Below are 16,068 nucleotides of genomic sequence, written 5' to 3' on the forward strand. Positions count from 1 at the left end.
TGTCCTTAAAGCAGGGGCTGTTGGCCGCCGTTGTCGCCGAAAGCCTCTTCACGGTAGAGACCCAGGGCGCGCATCACCGGCAGATCGTTCAGGCAGAAAAGGCAGGCATCCTCGCGGTCCGACGCATTGACATGCTCATGCCAGGCCCAGGACGGCACGCAGAAGATGTCACGCTCGGCCCAGTCAAACCGCTTGCCGTTGATGATCGAATGACCGCGGCCCTTGGCCACGTGATAAAGATAGCTGCCGGTATGGCGATGCGCGCGGGTGTGCTCGCCCGGTCGCAGCATCTGCATGCTCGCGCCCAGCGTCTGCATCACCGGGCCGTTCGTGACCGGGTTCACATATTCCATCATCACGCCATCAAACGGGCTGCCATCCGTGCAACCTGCATATTTCGTCAGCGCCTCATAGGTCGGCGCCCATTCATACTTGAACATCGGGCTATAGCCCTTGCGCCAGCTTTCGCCGTAAGGCGTCAGGCCCGGATTGCCCCAGGTCCGGGTCATGTCATCGACGGCATATCCCACCGCCTGATTCAGGTCCGGATGCACCTCGTAGAAGTTCGCCTCCATCGCGTTGACGAAGGGGATGTCCAGCCCGTCTTGCCACAGGCACAAGGATCCATCCGCGCTGACACCATGTTCATGCCACGTCCCGTTCGGGGTCAGCACAAAGTCATTCGCGCCCAGCGTCATCTTGTGGCCATCGACCACCGTATAGGCCCCGCGTCCTTCCATGATGAAACGAATGGCCGATGCCGAGTGGCGGTGCGCGCCTGCCACCTCGCCCGGGTTCATCACCTGAAGGCCAGCGTAAATCCACCCCACCGCCGCCGCCACGTCCTGCCGCCCGGGGTTGTTCAGGTAGATCACCCGCCGCCCCGCCTTTTCCGGTGTCACCAGATCGACCGACCGGACCACATGATCGCGCAGATCCTTGTAGCGCCAGACTATCGGGACCGACCGGCTTTTCGGTGCCCAAGGCTCGATCTTGTTCGCCACGGTCCACAGCGCGCCCGCGTGGAACCCCTCCAGCTGGTCGTAATAGGCCAGAAGTTCAGGCGTATCCTCGACATTGGCGCGACCGGCAACATCCTCACGATGATTTTCGCGTTCGGTGGCCATGGGTTCTCCCTCCCCGGTGGTGCAACGATGCACCCGACTATGCCACCCTGTATTTTCGATGACAATAACGATTTTCGAAAATTATGAATTTGCACGTTGCAGCACCGCTGGATAAGCTGGCCCCATACAAGGATAAGATCATGACCCTGGCCGAAAAAGCCTATGTTTCTCTGCGCAAGGACATCGTCGAAGGCTGTTTCGCGCCCGAAAGCCCGCTGCGCCTTGCTGACCTGTCAGAGCGTTACGGCATGGGTTTCTCTCCCCTGCGCGAGGCGCTGAACCGGTTGCAGGCCGAACGCCTTGTCACCGCCGAGTCGCTGCGCGGCTTCCGCGTCTCGGCCCGGTCGCTGGCCGAATTCGAGGATGCCCTGCAAGCCCGCCTTCTGGTCGAGACCGAGGCCCTGCGCCTGTCGATAGCCAAAGGGGATGATGCCTGGGAGGCGAAAGTTGTCGCCACGCTTTACGCGCTTCGCCAGCAGACCAAACGCGAGGGTGGCGATGTCGATGAGCTGAAGACCCGCCACCATGCCTTTCACCGCTCGCTGCTGGCGGCTTGCGGGTCGGATTGGCTGCTGGATTTCTTCGAACGCCTCTACGCCGCGACCGAGCGTTACCGCATCCCCGCCCTTACTGCCGCCGGCCCGCAAAAGCGCGACATCGACGCCGAACATGGCGCCATTGCCGAAGCGGTGCTTGCCCGTGACACGACAGCGGCCGAAGCATTGTTGCGGGAACACTATCTGCGGACGGCCGTCACGATTCGCCACGGCATGTCAGCAACCTGATCGGCAACGCAGGTTCGCCGCTACCTCGCGGCTGTGGTTCGACCGATCTTGCAACTTGATGCAGAAACCGCCGTCAGACAGAACCGGGTCCGTCCCCGGCCCTTTCAACAGGGTGTGGCGCGCGGGCATGGTCTGCCACCATCGCGGCTGACCATGCCCTAGTGCCAAAATTGTGCCCGTCGGCGTGACCTGTCAGAAAACGCTGACCAGCAGCATCAGTCTGACATCCCACGGACCGGGGATCGGCATGGGGATGGGCATCGACCGCACACCCATCGCCATCGCGAATGCATCCCCAGAACGGGCGACCCACGGCCGCCTCGGGATGGACGACAACCACAACTGCCATCGTCGCGCATTCAACGGAAAGAATTGCACCGCGACGTGCCGCGTCCCGGATCGAAGGGGGACGCGACACATGCAGATGGCAGGGCGGCAACCGTGCCAGCCGCACGGTTGCCGCGGTGCTTCAGGTCAGACGAGGAACAGGTCCAGCGACATCGCGGTCATGTCGGGCAGGCCCGAAAGGGTTACGCTGTCGCCGGTGGCAAAACTGATCAACGCGGTCGTGCCGATGGTCCGCAGCATTGCGCCTGACAGGTCGCCGAAATCGAGGTGATCCATGCCGAGGGTGAAGCCCTTGATGGAATCGCGGCCAAAGCCGGCCTCGAACACGAACAGATCGGCCCCCGCCCCGCCCGAGAGCAGGTCGTTGCCCGCCCCGCCGTTCAGCACGTCACCGTCCTGCCCGGCGGCCAGCGTATCGGCCCCGGCCCCGCCGAACAGGCTGTCGCCCCCCGACCCGCCGAACAGCTTGTCGTTGCCATCGCCGCCATAAAGCGCATCGCGCCCCGTGCCTGCGAAAAGGTTGTCATTGCCAGCGCCGCCGTAAAGAATGTCGTCGCCCGCCTCGCCGAACAACTGATCAGCACCGTCAAGGCCCGACAACATGTTGGCGTTGGCGTTGCCCACCATCTTGTTGGCGGCGGCGTTCCCCGTGCCGGTTGCCGCAGCCGAGCCTTCGGCCAGCCAAAGCTCCTCAAACCCTGTGGCAAGGGTGTGTGACAGCGTCGAAATCACCTTGTCATGCCCCGACCCGCCAGCTTCCGAGATCACGTCGTCCGCATCGTCGATGTAGTAGACATCGTCGCCCGCGCCACCAAACATGGTGTCGGCCCCCGCCTGCCCGTCCAGAACATCGTTGCCATCGCCACCCACAAGAAGGTCGGCCCCGTCCCCGGCACGGATGAAATCATTGCCCGCGCCGCCATAGATGTCATCGTCGCCCAAGCCCGCCGTGATCTTGTCGTTGCCGCCATAGCCCATGATCACCTCGGCCAATCCATCGCTGCCGTCGATCATGTTGCCCTGTGCGTCGGTGTAACCCACATGCATCTGGTCATCTCCCTCGGTTCCATCCACGGGCGAGGGGGCCAGGGTGACAAAGCCGGTGTCGGCCGTGCCGGTCACATCCGCGATGGCATAGGTAAAGGTGACTGGCGCGCCATCCGTCACGGCCCAGACGGTCACGCTGTCATCGGCGTTCAGGCGCAGCCGGTCGCCGGTGCCAAGCGTGACCGTCTGGCCCACTGTCACAGGCTGGTCGTTCAGGTGGGTGACATGCACGCCTGTGCGCCCGGTGGTGGTATCGTTGGCCAGAAGGTGCGCCGTCACCTCGCCCTTCGACGTGACCGCAATGGTATCGTCAATGGCAATCAGCGCAGTCTGGATGCTGTCGGCCACGATCAGCAATGCGCTGTCATACACCCGGTCCCCGGCGTCGGCGATACCGATGCGGATGGAGTTGACCTGCCCGGGCAGAACCGGGGCCTTCAGCGTCAGCACCACGGTCAACCCGTCCATCTCGGTGTTGTAGGCACCTGCACCGTTGTCGCGGTACAGGTTGGGGTTCTGATCGGTGTTGATGTTGTCGATCGAGATGTCGCCATCCCCAAGTGCCAGCGCAATCTTGGTGCCGTTCACCCAGATGCCCACGGCGTCGTTAAAGCCCGAATTCACCCATTCCGGATATTCTTCGGACGCGAAGACCAGCTGCATCGTCAGCGTGTCGCCAACAGGCACGAAACTGGCGTTCAGGAAGGCCCCGTCATAGGTGGGCACGCCGGCGATGGCGTTCATGCCCGGGTCGCCGTTCACCCCCGCCACCTGTTCCGAGGTGGACGGCGAGGCATTGGCCTGCCCCGCGGCATTGGTGAACCGGGTGGCAAGGCCGGTCGACAGGATCACACCCTGCGCAGAGGGAACAGCCCCCGGCGACACGGTAGACCCTTGTGCATAGATGCCGGCCGATCGGGCGTCGCCTTGATAGAGCGCCGAGATCACGGTGACCCCGTCACCGAACATTGTTTCGGCCATCGTCAGGGCGCTGACACCGGTGGTAACAGGAAGAAGAGAAGCGGATACGGACATTGGAGCAGACTTTCAGAAAGGTTGAGGGGGGGGGATTTCAGTAGGCGCCACGCCCCGACAGCACGGCCTGGGCGGTGCGGGCGAGGATGGACAGGTCGTTCGAAAGGCGGCCGTCGCGGACGTAGGCCACGTCCATGCGCACCATGTCGTCAAAGCCCACCTCGGCACGGCCCGACACCTGCCACAGGCCGGTGATGCCGGGCAGGACGGCCAGCCGCTCCAGCGCGTGGGGCGGATAGGCGCGCACTTCTTCGGGCAGGGCGGGGCGGGGGCCGACCAAAGACATCTCGCCCCGCAGCACGTTGAAAATCTGGGGCAGTTCGTCCAGCGACAGGCGGCGCAACACGCGGCCGACGGGCGTGACGCGCGGGTCGGTGCGGGATTTGAAGCAAAGGCCCTCGCGGTCGGATTGCGCCAGAAGGGCGGCACGGCGGGCCTCGGCATCGGCATGCATGGACCGGAACTTGATCATCCCGAACGGCACGCCGCCGCGCCCGATGCGGCTTTGCACAAAGAACACCGGCCCCGGCCCGGACAGCCGCACCGCCACGGCAATGGCCAGCATCAAGGGCCAGATCGCCAGCAGGCCCAATGCGACCAGCGTCACGTCAAGCGGGCGTTTCCAGCGCGGCAACGGCTGGGGCGCTGGCAGCAGATGGAGGGCAGAGCGGGCGGGCGATGCCGGAAAGGCGGGCGAACGGGCAAGGGCAAACATCGGGCGTCTCATCAGGGTTTGGGGTTGCAAGGGGTCAGGCGGGCAGGCCGGGGTCGCCGGCATGGGCGCGGGTAAAGACAAGGGCACCTCCCTGCCGGGGCAGATTGTCGAGGCGCAGGATATGGGCGGCGACGGTCGCCTTGCCGTCCTCAGGGCGCACATCGGCCAGGCCGATGTCACTGGCCGACAACAGAAGCTCGGTCATCAGGCTGGCGGATGGGCTTTGGGCGCAGATCAGGATCAGGTCGCGGCCGGTCGCCAGGTTGGCCAGCGCGCGCCGGATCGCGATGATGCCTGCGGTGCTGTCGGTCGTGCGCGGGTCAAGACCGGCGGGCAGGACATGCAGGCCATCGGCCAGCACGGTGGGTGCGGGCGCCTGGCCCAGCAGGGCCTCGCGCCAGCCCGGCGCCTCTGACAGGCCAAGTGTGCGGCTGATGCCTTGCGCGCAAAGGTCGGCGTCGATCAGCAAGACGCGGGTTCCGGCCTGCGCGAAACTGCGGGCCAGGGCAAGGGCATCGTCGGCGGGGGCGCCCCGGTCGAGCCGGGCAAAGGTGACGATGCGGGTTCGCCCGGGTGGATGGGGATGGCGCAGCGGGTGCAGTTGCAGCGCGTTGCGCAACCGGTCGGGTTCAGATGCGGCCGGGCGGCGGCGGGGCACCACGCGCAGCACCGGCACCAGATGGCCAAAGCGCCCCAGCGCGTCGGAATGGCGCACCCGCCCCGACGCCAGCCCAAGCACCAGCGCCAGCGCAAAGGGCAACACGCCGCCCCCGGCGAGGCCCGCTGCCGCCAGCATCTTGCTGCTGTCCTCGGCCGGTTCGGCGGGTTCGGTGGCGGGCGACAGGATCGCGGTATAGCCGGGCAGCGCGCGCCCGGCTTCCAGCCGGATCACCTCCAGAGCGCTGCTGGTTTCCTCCAGCAGCTTGCGCACATCGTCGGCCTCTTCCTTCAGGGCCGCCAGTTCGGCCCGCTTGCTGTTCAGCTCGCGCGCCTCGGTGCGGGCGGCGGCAAGCTGGGCCGTCACCTTTTCCAGCAGGGCCGCGATCTCGGCCGTGCTGGCCTCAGGATCTGCGCCCGACGTGTCGGTCAGCGCGCCGGTCTGGCCCAGCACCTTGATCTGCTCGCGCCGCTCGGCCATGGCGCGGTCGACCACGGCGATCTGTTCGCGAAGGTCGCGCACCTGACGGCTGTCTTCCGGATAGCGCTGCAAAAACGTCGAAAGCTCGGCCTCGCGCTTGGCGCGGTCAAAGTTCAGGTCGGCCAGCGCGCGGTCCAGCAGCGTGGCGCGCATGATCTCGTCATCCGACATGTCGGCCGAGGATTCGCCACTGGCAGTGCGCATCGCGGCCAGCGTGGCCTCCACCTCGGCGCGGCGGGCGGCCAGCGCGTCGATCTGGGCAATCTTCTCGACATGCGCCTTGGCCAGCGCGTCGATGCCGTATTCGCCCCCCACCTGCAACGTGCGGCGGCGGATGTCGGCCTGCCGCGCCAGTAGATCGGCCTCACGCGATTGCAGTTCGGCCAGGCGCACGTCGCTGCGGGCGGATTCCGCCTCGGCCTGCAAGTCCAGATAGGCGGCAACCACGGCGTTCACCTTGGCCGCGGCGAAGCCCGTGTCGCGGGACATGGTGTTCAGGGTGATCAGGCTGTCGTTGCGCTTGACCTCGATCGAACCGGCCAGGTCGCGCGTCGTCATGTCGGCGGCCAGCGTGGGCCAGTCACGGGCCAGTGCGCTGCGCGCGCGGTCCATCACCGGGTTCGAGGCGACCGAGGTCGTCTCGGCCTTCACGAAGCTGTCGAAGGTTTTCAGCACGGAATCGTCGCCCGTGCGGTAGAGGATGTTCGATTCCTGCGGAAACACCCGCAGGATCGCCCCGCTTTCATAAAGCCGCACCCCCGACAGCCAGCCGCCGGTGGCCAAGGCCGGGCCAAGCAGCGCGCCTGCCAACCCCGCCGCCAGCCAGCGCCCGCGCATCGCGCGCGTCAGGCCCGCAAGCGGATTTTGCTCGGGCATGGCGGGCGGCTCGGCCATGGGCAGCGCCTCGGCGGTGGAAATGTCGATGTCGGAATGCGCGGTCATCGGTTCAGCTTTCGGACGGGGCAGGAATGCGGTTGGTCAGGTCGCGCTCCCACCGAGGGGCGGCGTTGCGTTCGGTGGCCAGCAGCAGGCGAACCCAGATCATCACACCCGCGAAGACCACCACATCGGGCCAGCGTGCGGGGCGGAACAGGGCGGCGCGCAGCATGGCGCGGGGGCGTTCGCCCGCCGGGGCGGCCCGGCCCAAGGCGGTGACGGCCCGTGCCCCGCGCAGCGACCGGCGGCGGGTCTGCACCAGCGCGCGCAGGCTGCGCGGGGCATGGGCGACAAAGCCGCAGGCGGGCACAAAGGCCACCTCGGAAGGGGCAAAGGCGCGGCGGATGAACTCGTCATCCGCCGTCAGCGCGGGCAGGGGAAACACCCGGTCAACGCCCGCAGGCGACAGCGCGAACAGGCCGCCGAACTTGCCCCGGGCGAAATAGGGGTTCATCCGCCAGCCCCGCACCCAGGCCCGCACGGGGGCCGAGGCGGCAGACGCATCCACATTCATCCGCCCGCAGGCGGCCAGCGCAGGGCCATCCGCCAGCGCCGAGACAAGCGCCAGAACCCCGGCTGCCGTCACCTCCAGATCGGCATCCAGACACACCACCGGCCGCCCCGGCACGGCATGCGACAGTCCCAGGTTCATCGCATGGCACTTGCCCGCGACCGGGGTTTCCAGCACCACGGCATCGGGTGCGGCACGGCGGGCGGCGGCGGCGGTGTCGTCGGTGCAGGCGTTGGCGATGACGACGATGCGCAGCCGTCCGCGCGCCAGCCCCGCCTGCAGGCCGGTCAGGGTGCGCCCGATCACCGTGCCCTCGTTCCAGGCCGGGATCAGGACTGTGGCCAGCGGGGTCATGCGCGCAAGACCGGGCGCAGCCCGAAACCACTGCGGGCAGAGCGGGTGTCTTCAGACCAGATGAAATCGCGCACCGCATCCAGCAACCGGGCCGAGGCCACGTTGCTGCGGGCGGCCAGCGCGGGGTCGTTCGCCCGGGTCAGGGCCGCGCTGATCGCCGTGCAAAGCGTGGCACTGTCCTCGACCACGGTCACGTTCGACAGCACCGCCATTTCGGCCGCCGTGTCGCGCTGATGGTCATTGCGGTGTTCGCCCAGATCGGCGCGGCGCGGCATCAGGATCACCGGCTTGCCCGCCTCGATCGCCGTCAGGATGCTGCCCATGCCGGCATGGGCCACGATCACCCGCGCCTGTGCCACGCAGTCGGCATAGCGGCGCTGGTCCATCTGGGGCAGGCAGGTCAGGTGGCTGTAGGTGGTGGCGGTGCGGCCGGTCTGGGCCACCACCGGCACGTCGCGGTGCATCGAGGCCCAGGTGTCCACCGCCAGCAAGAGACGGTCAAAGGGCAGTTGCGTGCCCACGGTTGCAAAGATCATGGCGGTGTCTTTCGGGTTCGGGGTCAGAGAACGGCGCCGCGATACTGCGCGCCGGTGCGGGCCGCGACGGCGGGCCACTGGCTCAGCACCAGATCGGCCGCGCGCTGCGCCAGACGGGCCGACACCGACAACTGCCGGGTGTTGGCGATGGAATCGATGAACACGGTGCGCGCACCGATCAGCCGGGCGATGCGGATGGCCAGATAGCCCCCCGCCGCCCCGGTCGAGATCACCACATCCGGGCGCACGCGCAGCACGATCACCGTCAGGCGCAGCGTGGCCAGGATCAGGCGCAGCCGGGTATCCTTGTTGGCATCGGGATAGATGTGGACCGGGGCCGGGGCCACCATGTCGCGGCTGGCGGGATCGACGGTTGCGTAATGCACCTCGGCCCCGTCAAAGGCCGGGCGAAGGCGCATCAGCTGCACCCAGTGCCCACCGCCCGAGGCGACGGCAAGCACGCGGCGACGGCGGTGCGGGCGGGAAGGGAAGGTCGGCATTGGCGTCTCCGGGTGCGGTGTGTCCTGTTAGCGGAGGGTGTAGCATTCTGATGGCCTAAGCGCTTGGGCCCAAACGGCAATTCTGCGGCGCGGTGGGGTTGCTGGCCTATCCTTGCGGATAGGCGGCACGCCGGATGGAAGGGGTTTTCACGTCGCGGTACAGGTCCGCCAGACGGTGGGCCTTGGCGGGCCACAGCCCCTCTGCCAGCACCTTGGCGCGCGCACCGGTTCCCAGGCTGGCAAGCGTCGCTTGGTTGTCATGCAGGTGGCGGACAGCACCGGCGATGGCGACGGCATAGCCGGCGGGCGTGGTGACGGGCAGGCGCAGGCCGCAGGTGTCGTCCACGATGAAATCCGGGCCGCCGCGCGCGGCGGTGATCACTGGCAGGCCGTGGCGCATCGCCTCATACAGCACCCCGCCCGCCGGTTCGCGGAACGACGGAAACACAAACGCATCGTGGGTGGCGTAAAGCTCCTCGATCTTGGCGCGCGGCTGTCGGCCCAGGAAGGTCACGCGATCGGCCACGCCCAGGGCCTGCGCCTCGGCGCGGCACAGGGCAATCTCCTCGCCCGCGCCGGCGCTGGTCAGGGTGACATGCGGCAGGTCGGCCAGATGCCGCATGGCGCGCACCGCATCGCGCAACCCTTTGGTGCGCACCCCGCGCCCCACATGCAACAGGCGCAGGCGGCCCGGGATCGGCGCGCGATGCGGGGCCACGTCGTCGATGCCCAGCTCCAGCATCGGCTCGAACCGGCGCAGGGGAATATCCGCCAGCACTTCGGCCACATAGGGGGCCACGCCCAGCACACAGGCCGCGCCCTGATAACTGGCCCGCAACCACGGGTCGTGGCGGAACCGGAACGCGTCCAGCATCCGCAGCCGGGTGAACAGGGGGGCCGACCCCGCCTCGGCGCGAAAGGCGACGGGCGTGTCCAGCGCGCCGCCAAGGGGGCCGATGACATAGGGAATGTCGAAGTGCCGCAAGGGCGAGGCATAGCGCGCCGCCTGCGGCATCAGCTGATGCGCCACGTCAAACCGCTCGCCCCGCATCAGGGCCTGCGCCAGCCATTGCCGCACATGGGCCGCGAACACCGGCCAGGCGGGTTTCAGCATGGCGTTCAGCCGCTCTTGCCGCCGCGCCCAGGCTGGTTCCGGCCATGTGACCACCCGCACGCCGGGCAGTTGCGCGGCCAATGGCGCGCGGCCGGGGCGTTGAAAGGACAGCACGGTCAGCCGCACCAGCGGGGCCAGCGCCTGCGCCCATTTGAAGGCGACAAAGGCCTCGCCCACATCAGTGCCGTCGACGTTCGGCGCGATCAGCAGAATGTTCATGATTGTGCCCCCCGCGGCCAGGCGCGCCCGTATCCCGCCACCACGCCCGCGAAATGCCGGGCACGGGCACGGGCCCCGTTGCGGCGCAACAGCGCCAGCCCGGCCCAGCCAACAGCGCGGCTGGCGTTGAACACGGCCAGCAGCGCGTAACAGGCCAGTGCGCCCGTCAGGCCGGAATGCTTGGCATGCAGCCGCACCGTGCCTTCGGTCAGCATCAGGTCGCGGCGGTGGTTCAGGCAGCGCACCGACCCGCCCCCGAAATGCGTGATCTCGCCCACCGGCGCGAACATCACGCCCCAGCCCGCGCGGGCAAAGCGGCGGCACCAGTCGGTTTCCTCGCCGTAGAAAAAGAACGCCTCGTCCAGCAGGCCCACCTGCGCCATCGCTGCCGCCCGCACGACCATCGCACAGCCCGAGATCACCTCGGCCTCATGCGCGCCGGTGCGGCCAAGGTTCGGCGCCTCGCGCTTGTGCAGGCCAAGGGTCTGGCGGGCCAGCCGGGCCAGCGTGGGGAATGCGCTGGCCGATCCCTGCAGGGTGCCGTCGGCGTTCAGGATGCGCGGCCCCATCACGCCCACGCCGGGATGCGCGTCCAGCCATGCCACCGCGTCGGGCAACACAGCGCCATGCACCAACGTATCGGTGTTCAGCAGCAGCAGATACCGCCCTGCCGCCCGCGAAAGCGCCTGATTGTTCGCCGCTGCAAAGCCCCGGTTGTCGGCGTTGGCGATCAGCCGCACCTGCGGGAAATCGGCCGCCAGCATTGCGGGCGAGCCGTCGGTTGATCCGTTGTCCACCACCCAGACCTCGGCAGCCAGCGGCCCGAGCCCCCGGAAAACCGAGGTCAGGCAATCGCGCAACAGGTCGCGGGTGTTCCAGCTTACGATGACGATAGACAAATCCATTGCGGACTCCTTTGCGGCAGGCCTACCGGCTATCAGAACAGCCGCTGCGGCGGCGGGCGCAGGCGGGGGGCCGGGCCGGGCAAGGGGGCAGGCCCCCCTATCCGTTTGGATGGTTCGAGCTTGGCATCGTAAAGCCAGGCGCCCGACCCGATCAGAAACAGGAACAGCACGAACAGCGCGTTCCACAGATGCACCGTGGCGGCGGCAACCGTGATACCGAACAGGGTAAAGGCCCAGGCATGGCGGGCACGTTTCCATTCGGGCGGCAGGCCCTTGCGGCGGCCCACGGCCCAGATCAACCCCAGCATCAGCCCCACCAAGAGCGCCCAGGCCGGCAGGCCATAGCGCATGGCGATCAACAGCCAGAAGTTGTCCATGCTGTCCGACATCCAGACCGGGCGCACCCAGTCGCCCAGCCCGATCCCCAGCAGCGGATGCCGCGCCACCTCGGCTGTGCCGAATTCGAACAGAAGGATCCGGTTATAGGCCGAGACGGTGGAAAAGGTGAAATAGGTCACGAACACATGGAACGGCGTGCGGTTGGAAAACAGGTCGATAAACAGGTAAACCACCCCGAACAGCGCAAACAGCATGCGCCAGCGGCCGGCGATGCGGCCAAAGGCCCGCTCCCACGCCGCCACGAACATCTGCATCATCAGCACGACATAGGGCCCGCCCGAGGCCGACAGGAAGGTGGCCGTGGCCACGCCGATCACCTTGGCCATGCCGCCCCAGTTCGTCAGCCGCTTTTCGGCCAGCACGAAATAGGCCAGCGAAAATGCCGCCGCCGAGAACACGCCATAAAGGATCGGGTGGTCGAAGGGGCCGAAGGTCCGCTCCAGCCCCATGCGCTGTTCGATGAAGGGGGCGGGGGCGCCGCCGGTCGCGCCCGCGATGCCGTCATGCAGGACGTGGACCGAGGTCAACGCCTCGGGGATGGTGAAGGCCAGCATGCCCACCACGATCATCACATAGGCCTGCGCCAGCGCGCGGAAATCCTGATAGCTGCGGATATACAGGCGGCCCAGCAGGTAGGATCCGGCAAATTCGACAATATAGATGCCGCCGGATTCGAGGCCCTGCAGCAGCCCGCCCCAGTTGATCAGCGCGACCAGCGCAAGGCCTGCGTGTCCCAATGCCAGCGCGTCGAACAGGTGCGGCTTGCCGCGCCGGCCCGAGAACAGCATCACCAGCATCGGCACGAACATCACCAGAAGGACCACGCGGTAGACCGACAGCCGCAGCCCTCCCAGGCTGATTCCGACCGAGGTCGGCATCATCATGCCCAGAAAGAACAGGGCGACGACGATGGGCACGCCAAAGATGGTGCCCTTGCGGCGGAAGCGGGGGGCGGCCATGTCAGGCCTGCACGCGGCGGCGGCGGACCAGCGGGTGTTCCACCAGATGCCAGCTGAGCGCGGCCAAGGGCAAAGTCGCGGCCAGTGTCAGGGCAGCCAGCACGGGCGGGGTCAGCCCCGGCAGGTTGTGCATCAGGGCCTGCGCCACAGGCCAGCCCAGCAGATACAGGCCATAAGACAGATCCTGCCGCAGCGGACGCGCGGGCAGCCGATACGCCAGAACCAGCAGAAGATGCCCAAGCGCCGCCACGGCAAGCGGCCAGCCCAGCGGGGCCAGTGCCGCCAGCACCAGCGTCAGGCGGGGCGACAGGGGCAGGCGGTCGCGCAGCGCATGGGCCAGCATTCCAAGCGCAAAGGCCAGAAACAGCGGCGCAAAGGTGGCGGCACGGCCGGGCAGGTCGGGTGCCGCCCACAGCAGCAGCGCCACGGCCAGCAATGCGGCCTGCCCCGCCCGGTGCCGCAGCAGGCCCAGCCGCACGGCGGCTTGGCAAAGGGCATAGGCCGTCACCTCGTGCGACAGGCTCCACAGCGGGCCGTTTGCTACCCCGGGCATGGGAGCCGCGGCAAAAGCGCCGGGCAGGTGATGTTCCAGCGAGAAAAGGGTGATGCCGCGCAGGGCATAGACCACGGCCAGCCCCGGCGTCAGCGCCGCACCCGACAGGGCGGCCAGCAGCAGCGTTACCAGCAACGCAAACCCCAGTCCCGGCAGGATGCGCCGCGCCCGGGCCATCCAGAACTGGCGGATTGTGTGACGCCCTGCGCTGCCCGCGATCAAGAGACCCGACAGGAAAAAGAACCCCGCCACCGCCCAGCCGCCCAGCGAATGGCCGGTCAGCGCCCTCAGCGGCTCGGCCGTGCCTGCGCCATGGGCCAGCGGCCAGGCGTGGCTGACGATCACCGCAGCCGCCAACAGCAGCCGCAGTGCGTGCAGGTTGTTGTCGCGGCCGGTGGCCATGGATTGGGCAAGTGTCATCCGCGCAGGCCCCGGATGGTGACGGGCCGCCACAGCCGCAGCCGCAGGATGCGCCGCGCCGTGCCTGCGACAGACGACAGCCGCGCCCGCCAGGGCAGCGCGCGCCACGCGGCGAACAGCGGCAGGCCCCGGTCGGCGGGCACGGGCAGGCCAAAGGCGCGCATCGCCAGCCTGCGGCCCCAGACCGCCCCCTGCGCCGCCACCAGATTGGGTTGCGCCCGGGTGATCACATCAACCGGCTGCGCCTGCGCCACCAGCACCCCCGCCGCCAGCGCCGCCCTGACCAGCGCCAGCCCTGCCGGGGTGCGCGCGATGATCAGCGACCGGCCCGGCACCTGATCGCCCTCGGGCGGGTTGTGCCAGGGGTCGCCGACCGAGATGTCGGCCAGCGCCCCGGTGTGGTCGGTGCAGATGCGGCAGCGCCAGCGCCGCTCGGCCTGCAGGATGCCGCCCCAGCCTGCGGCATAGGGGATGCCTTCGGACTGCCGCTCTGCCCCGTCCGCATCGCGGTAGCGCGCCTGCATCAGCCCCGGCCAGCCGTTGCCGCGATAGCGCAGGTCGGTCAGCGTGGCATCCTTTGGCACGGCCAGACGGTCAAGCAGGCGGTCGGTCGCCACCAGATTGGGCGCACCGGCGCAGAAGATGGCGATGGTCAGCGGCAGTTTGGCGGCCAGCGCCGGGTCGGCCTTGGCGCGGGCGACCGAGGCCACGTCGCAGGGTTTTCCGATGAAGGCAACGGGGATCGTTCCGGCGGCAATCGCGCCCAAAGCCTCGGCCGGGCTGGCCTGCGCATAGCGCGACCCCGCGCCCCTCAGCAGCCCCGCGCGGTCATGGCTGATGACGGCTTCGTTCAGGCGGGGGTCATCGCGGCGGGCGGCGATATGGGCCACGCCGCCCGCCAGCCCCGATTGCAGCGCGAACAGCGCCAACGCCGTGACCGCGCCCCCCGACGATCCGCGATGGCGGATCTCGGGGTCGGTGGCGTGGCCTTCCCATGCGGCCAGCACGGGGCCAAAGCCGTCATGTGCGGGCAAGGTGCGGAAATCGGTGCCGGTTCCGGCGCACAGGGCGGATGCCTGCGCGGCGGCGGCGCGGCCCTGCGGGGTGGCGGACACTACCGGGCGGCGGCCGTTCACGGGGTCATCCACCATGCGGATGGCGGCGGGAAAGGCCCCGGCGCAGGCACCGCAGCCGGTGCACAGGTTGCGCGCGACGGCGCGGGTTATGGGATCGGGGCGGGTCATGGGCAGGCTTTCGAATGCAAGGGGAACAGGATGCCGCGCGCCAGATGCAGGGCGCGGCAGGTGGCGGCGGCCTCGCCCAGTGCGGCGGCGGCGGCGATGGCGGTCAGCGGCAGGCCAAGCGAGGCGGCAACCAGCGCAGGGGCCAATGCTGCGGCGCGCCAAAGGTTGGCGCGGGCCGGGTCGCCCGTGCGGCCCAGCACGACGGCCAGTTGTGACAGCGGCGTGCGCAGGATGCGCGCCCCGGCAGCAAGGCCCAGGGCCAGCGTCAGCCCAAGGTCGGGCCGGAACGCAGGCCCGTAGACCAGCGCGATGCCGAACGGGGCAACTAGCGTGAAGCCTGCGGCAAAGCCTGCGCCCAGCGCCAGATGCCCCAGCATCGCCCGGCGCGACAGCGCAACCAGCGCCGCCCCCGACACATCCCGCAGGCGCGGCGCCAGCAGCGACCCTGCCGCGCGCCCGGCAATCTGCGCGGGCAGCATCGCCAGTTGCAGCGCAACCCCGTAAACCGCCACCGCCGCCCAGCCATACCAGCCCGCCACGATCAGCCGGTCGGCCTGAAAGGTCAGGAACATCAGCCCGGCATTCAGCACCAGAGGCGCACCAAAGCCCAGCACCTGCGCCAGCACGGCCCGATCAAAGGCAAGCCGAAAGCGCGCGCGCCCCACCCGGTGCGACAGCGCCACCTGCGCCCCGGCCTGTGCCAGCAGCACTGCCAGCATCGCGCGGTGGTCATCCCAGACCGCTACCGCAGGGACCACAGCGGCCAGCATCGCCAGCAGCGCCCCCCCCTCGACCACCGCCATCGGCCCCAGCCGCATGTCGCGCTCGGCCAGTCGATACCCCAGGTGCAGCCAGCCCCGCATGAGCGGTGCAAGGGCCAATGCGGCATAGGTCGCCGCACTCGCCCCGCCTTGCAGACTGGCCGCCATCGGCAAGGCCAGGGCCACCAGCAACGCGGCCATCCCCAGCCCGCGCAGCAGAGCAGCCCCGTGCAGGGCGGCCAGCAGCCGGGGCGTCACATCCCCCGGCTGCCGGATAAGAAATCGTTCGATGCCGACGTCACTGACCATTTCGGCCAGCCGCAGCACCAGCATCAGCATCATCGCGCGTCCCAGCTCCTCGCCCCCGATCATGCGCGCCAGGATCGCTGACCGCGCCAGGGCTGCCGCCTCGGACAGAAGCGGCACCGACCAGCCGATCAGGCGGGGGGGCAAGCGCATCGG

Annotated in this window: 14 protein-coding genes; 1 reads left to right on the plus strand and 13 read right to left on the minus strand. The window is 68.6% G+C overall.

The window, feature by feature from the left end:
- Nucleotides 1–5: 5 nt before the first annotated feature.
- On the minus strand, nucleotides 6–1,127 hold the full coding sequence (locus GEU84_RS18790) for a cupin domain-containing protein (RefSeq protein WP_152828591.1): 1,122 nt from the start codon (nucleotides 1,125–1,127) through the stop codon (nucleotides 6–8).
- Nucleotides 1,128–1,267: 140 nt separating this feature from the next.
- Between GEU84_RS18790 and GEU84_RS18795 the strand changes: the two genes are divergently transcribed.
- The gene (locus GEU84_RS18795) at nucleotides 1,268–1,912 is read left to right on the plus strand and encodes an FCD domain-containing protein (protein WP_152828590.1); all 645 of its coding nucleotides are present in this window, start codon (nucleotides 1,268–1,270) and stop codon (nucleotides 1,910–1,912) included.
- Nucleotides 1,913–2,386: 474 nt separating this feature from the next.
- On the opposite strand, the gene GEU84_RS18800 is transcribed toward GEU84_RS18795, so the two are convergent.
- From GEU84_RS18800 to GEU84_RS18850, 12 genes are all read right to left on the minus strand, one after another.
- Entirely contained in the window at nucleotides 2,387–4,288 is a 1,902-nt protein-coding gene (locus tag GEU84_RS18800; protein ID WP_174539995.1) for a choice-of-anchor L domain-containing protein, read from the minus strand.
- Between the two features lie 91 nt (nucleotides 4,289–4,379).
- Entirely contained in the window at nucleotides 4,380–5,069 is a 690-nt protein-coding gene (locus tag GEU84_RS18805) for a sugar transferase (protein ID WP_338144837.1), read from the minus strand.
- A gap of 22 nt (nucleotides 5,070–5,091) precedes the next feature.
- A complete protein-coding gene (locus tag GEU84_RS21210; RefSeq protein WP_241427769.1) occupies nucleotides 5,092–7,137 on the minus strand; it encodes a GumC domain-containing protein in 2,046 nt (681 codons plus the stop codon).
- A gap of 4 nt (nucleotides 7,138–7,141) precedes the next feature.
- On the minus strand, nucleotides 7,142–7,996 hold the full coding sequence (locus GEU84_RS18810) for a glycosyltransferase family 2 protein (protein WP_152828587.1): 855 nt from the start codon (nucleotides 7,994–7,996) through the stop codon (nucleotides 7,142–7,144).
- Nucleotides 7,993–8,532 carry a glycosyltransferase gene (locus tag GEU84_RS18815; RefSeq protein ID WP_152828586.1) on the minus strand — a complete coding sequence of 180 codons (540 nt, stop codon included), beginning with the start codon at nucleotides 8,530–8,532 and terminating at the stop codon, nucleotides 7,993–7,995. Before GEU84_RS18815 ends, GEU84_RS18810 begins: the two co-directional genes overlap by 4 nt.
- A 23-nt stretch (nucleotides 8,533–8,555) precedes the next feature.
- Entirely contained in the window at nucleotides 8,556–9,032 is a 477-nt protein-coding gene (locus tag GEU84_RS18820) for a glycosyltransferase family 28 protein (protein ID WP_152828585.1), read from the minus strand.
- A 106-nt stretch (nucleotides 9,033–9,138) separates the two neighbouring features.
- Nucleotides 9,139–10,365, minus strand: coding sequence for a glycosyltransferase (locus GEU84_RS18825; protein WP_152828584.1), 1,227 nt, complete (start codon nucleotides 10,363–10,365; stop codon nucleotides 9,139–9,141).
- Nucleotides 10,362–11,270 (minus strand): glycosyltransferase family 2 protein, encoded by a 909-nt coding sequence (locus tag GEU84_RS18830; protein ID WP_152828583.1) that lies wholly within the window; start codon nucleotides 11,268–11,270, stop codon nucleotides 10,362–10,364. Before GEU84_RS18830 ends, GEU84_RS18825 begins: the two co-directional genes overlap by 4 nt.
- Before the next feature lie 32 nt (nucleotides 11,271–11,302).
- On the minus strand, nucleotides 11,303–12,628 hold the full coding sequence (locus GEU84_RS18835; protein WP_152828582.1) for an O-antigen ligase family protein: 1,326 nt from the start codon (nucleotides 12,626–12,628) through the stop codon (nucleotides 11,303–11,305).
- A gap of 1 nt (nucleotide 12,629) precedes the next feature.
- Entirely contained in the window at nucleotides 12,630–13,583 is a 954-nt protein-coding gene (locus tag GEU84_RS18840) for an acyltransferase family protein (protein WP_152828581.1), read from the minus strand.
- 14 nt (nucleotides 13,584–13,597) lie between these two features.
- Complete coding sequence (locus GEU84_RS18845) at nucleotides 13,598–14,845, minus strand: Coenzyme F420 hydrogenase/dehydrogenase, beta subunit C-terminal domain (protein WP_152828580.1); 1,248 nt, start codon at nucleotides 14,843–14,845, stop codon at nucleotides 13,598–13,600.
- On the minus strand, nucleotides 14,842–16,065 hold the full coding sequence (locus GEU84_RS18850; protein ID WP_174539996.1) for an oligosaccharide flippase family protein: 1,224 nt from the start codon (nucleotides 16,063–16,065) through the stop codon (nucleotides 14,842–14,844). The genes GEU84_RS18845 and GEU84_RS18850 overlap by 4 nt, the downstream gene beginning before the upstream one ends.
- Between the last annotated feature and the right edge of the window lie 3 nt (nucleotides 16,066–16,068).

The organism is Fertoeibacter niger, from assembly GCF_009380135.2.
Classification (GTDB): domain Bacteria; phylum Pseudomonadota; class Alphaproteobacteria; order Rhodobacterales; family Rhodobacteraceae; genus Fertoeibacter; species Fertoeibacter niger.

Excerpts from the sequence above, each read along its gene's own strand:
- GEU84_RS18835 (WP_152828582.1), bottom strand. The coding sequence starts at position 12,628 with ATGGCCGCCCCCCGCTTCCGCCGCAAGGGCACCATCTTTGGCGTGCCC.
- GEU84_RS18795 (WP_152828590.1), top strand. The coding sequence starts at position 1,268 with ATGACCCTGGCCGAAAAAGCCTATGTTTCTCTGCGCAAGGACATCGTC.
- GEU84_RS21210 (WP_241427769.1), bottom strand. The coding sequence starts at position 7,137 with ATGACCGCGCATTCCGACATCGACATTTCCACCGCCGAGGCGCTGCCC.
- GEU84_RS18800 (WP_174539995.1), bottom strand. The coding sequence starts at position 4,288 with ATGGCCGAAACAATGTTCGGTGACGGGGTCACCGTGATCTCGGCGCTC.
- GEU84_RS18810 (WP_152828587.1), bottom strand. The coding sequence starts at position 7,996 with ATGACCCCGCTGGCCACAGTCCTGATCCCGGCCTGGAACGAGGGCACG.
- GEU84_RS18805 (WP_338144837.1), bottom strand. The coding sequence starts at position 5,069 with ATGAGACGCCCGATGTTTGCCCTTGCCCGTTCGCCCGCCTTTCCGGCA.
- GEU84_RS18845 (WP_152828580.1), bottom strand. The coding sequence starts at position 14,845 with ATGACCCGCCCCGATCCCATAACCCGCGCCGTCGCGCGCAACCTGTGC.
- GEU84_RS18850 (WP_174539996.1), bottom strand. The coding sequence starts at position 16,065 with ATGCGCTTGCCCCCCCGCCTGATCGGCTGGTCGGTGCCGCTTCTGTCC.
- GEU84_RS18790 (WP_152828591.1), bottom strand. The coding sequence starts at position 1,127 with ATGGCCACCGAACGCGAAAATCATCGTGAGGATGTTGCCGGTCGCGCC.
- GEU84_RS18815 (WP_152828586.1), bottom strand. The coding sequence starts at position 8,532 with ATGATCTTTGCAACCGTGGGCACGCAACTGCCCTTTGACCGTCTCTTG.
- GEU84_RS18830 (WP_152828583.1), bottom strand. The coding sequence starts at position 11,270 with ATGGATTTGTCTATCGTCATCGTAAGCTGGAACACCCGCGACCTGTTG.
- GEU84_RS18820 (WP_152828585.1), bottom strand. The coding sequence starts at position 9,032 with ATGCCGACCTTCCCTTCCCGCCCGCACCGCCGTCGCCGCGTGCTTGCC.
- GEU84_RS18840 (WP_152828581.1), bottom strand. The coding sequence starts at position 13,583 with ATGGCCACCGGCCGCGACAACAACCTGCACGCACTGCGGCTGCTGTTG.
- GEU84_RS18825 (WP_152828584.1), bottom strand. The coding sequence starts at position 10,365 with ATGAACATTCTGCTGATCGCGCCGAACGTCGACGGCACTGATGTGGGC.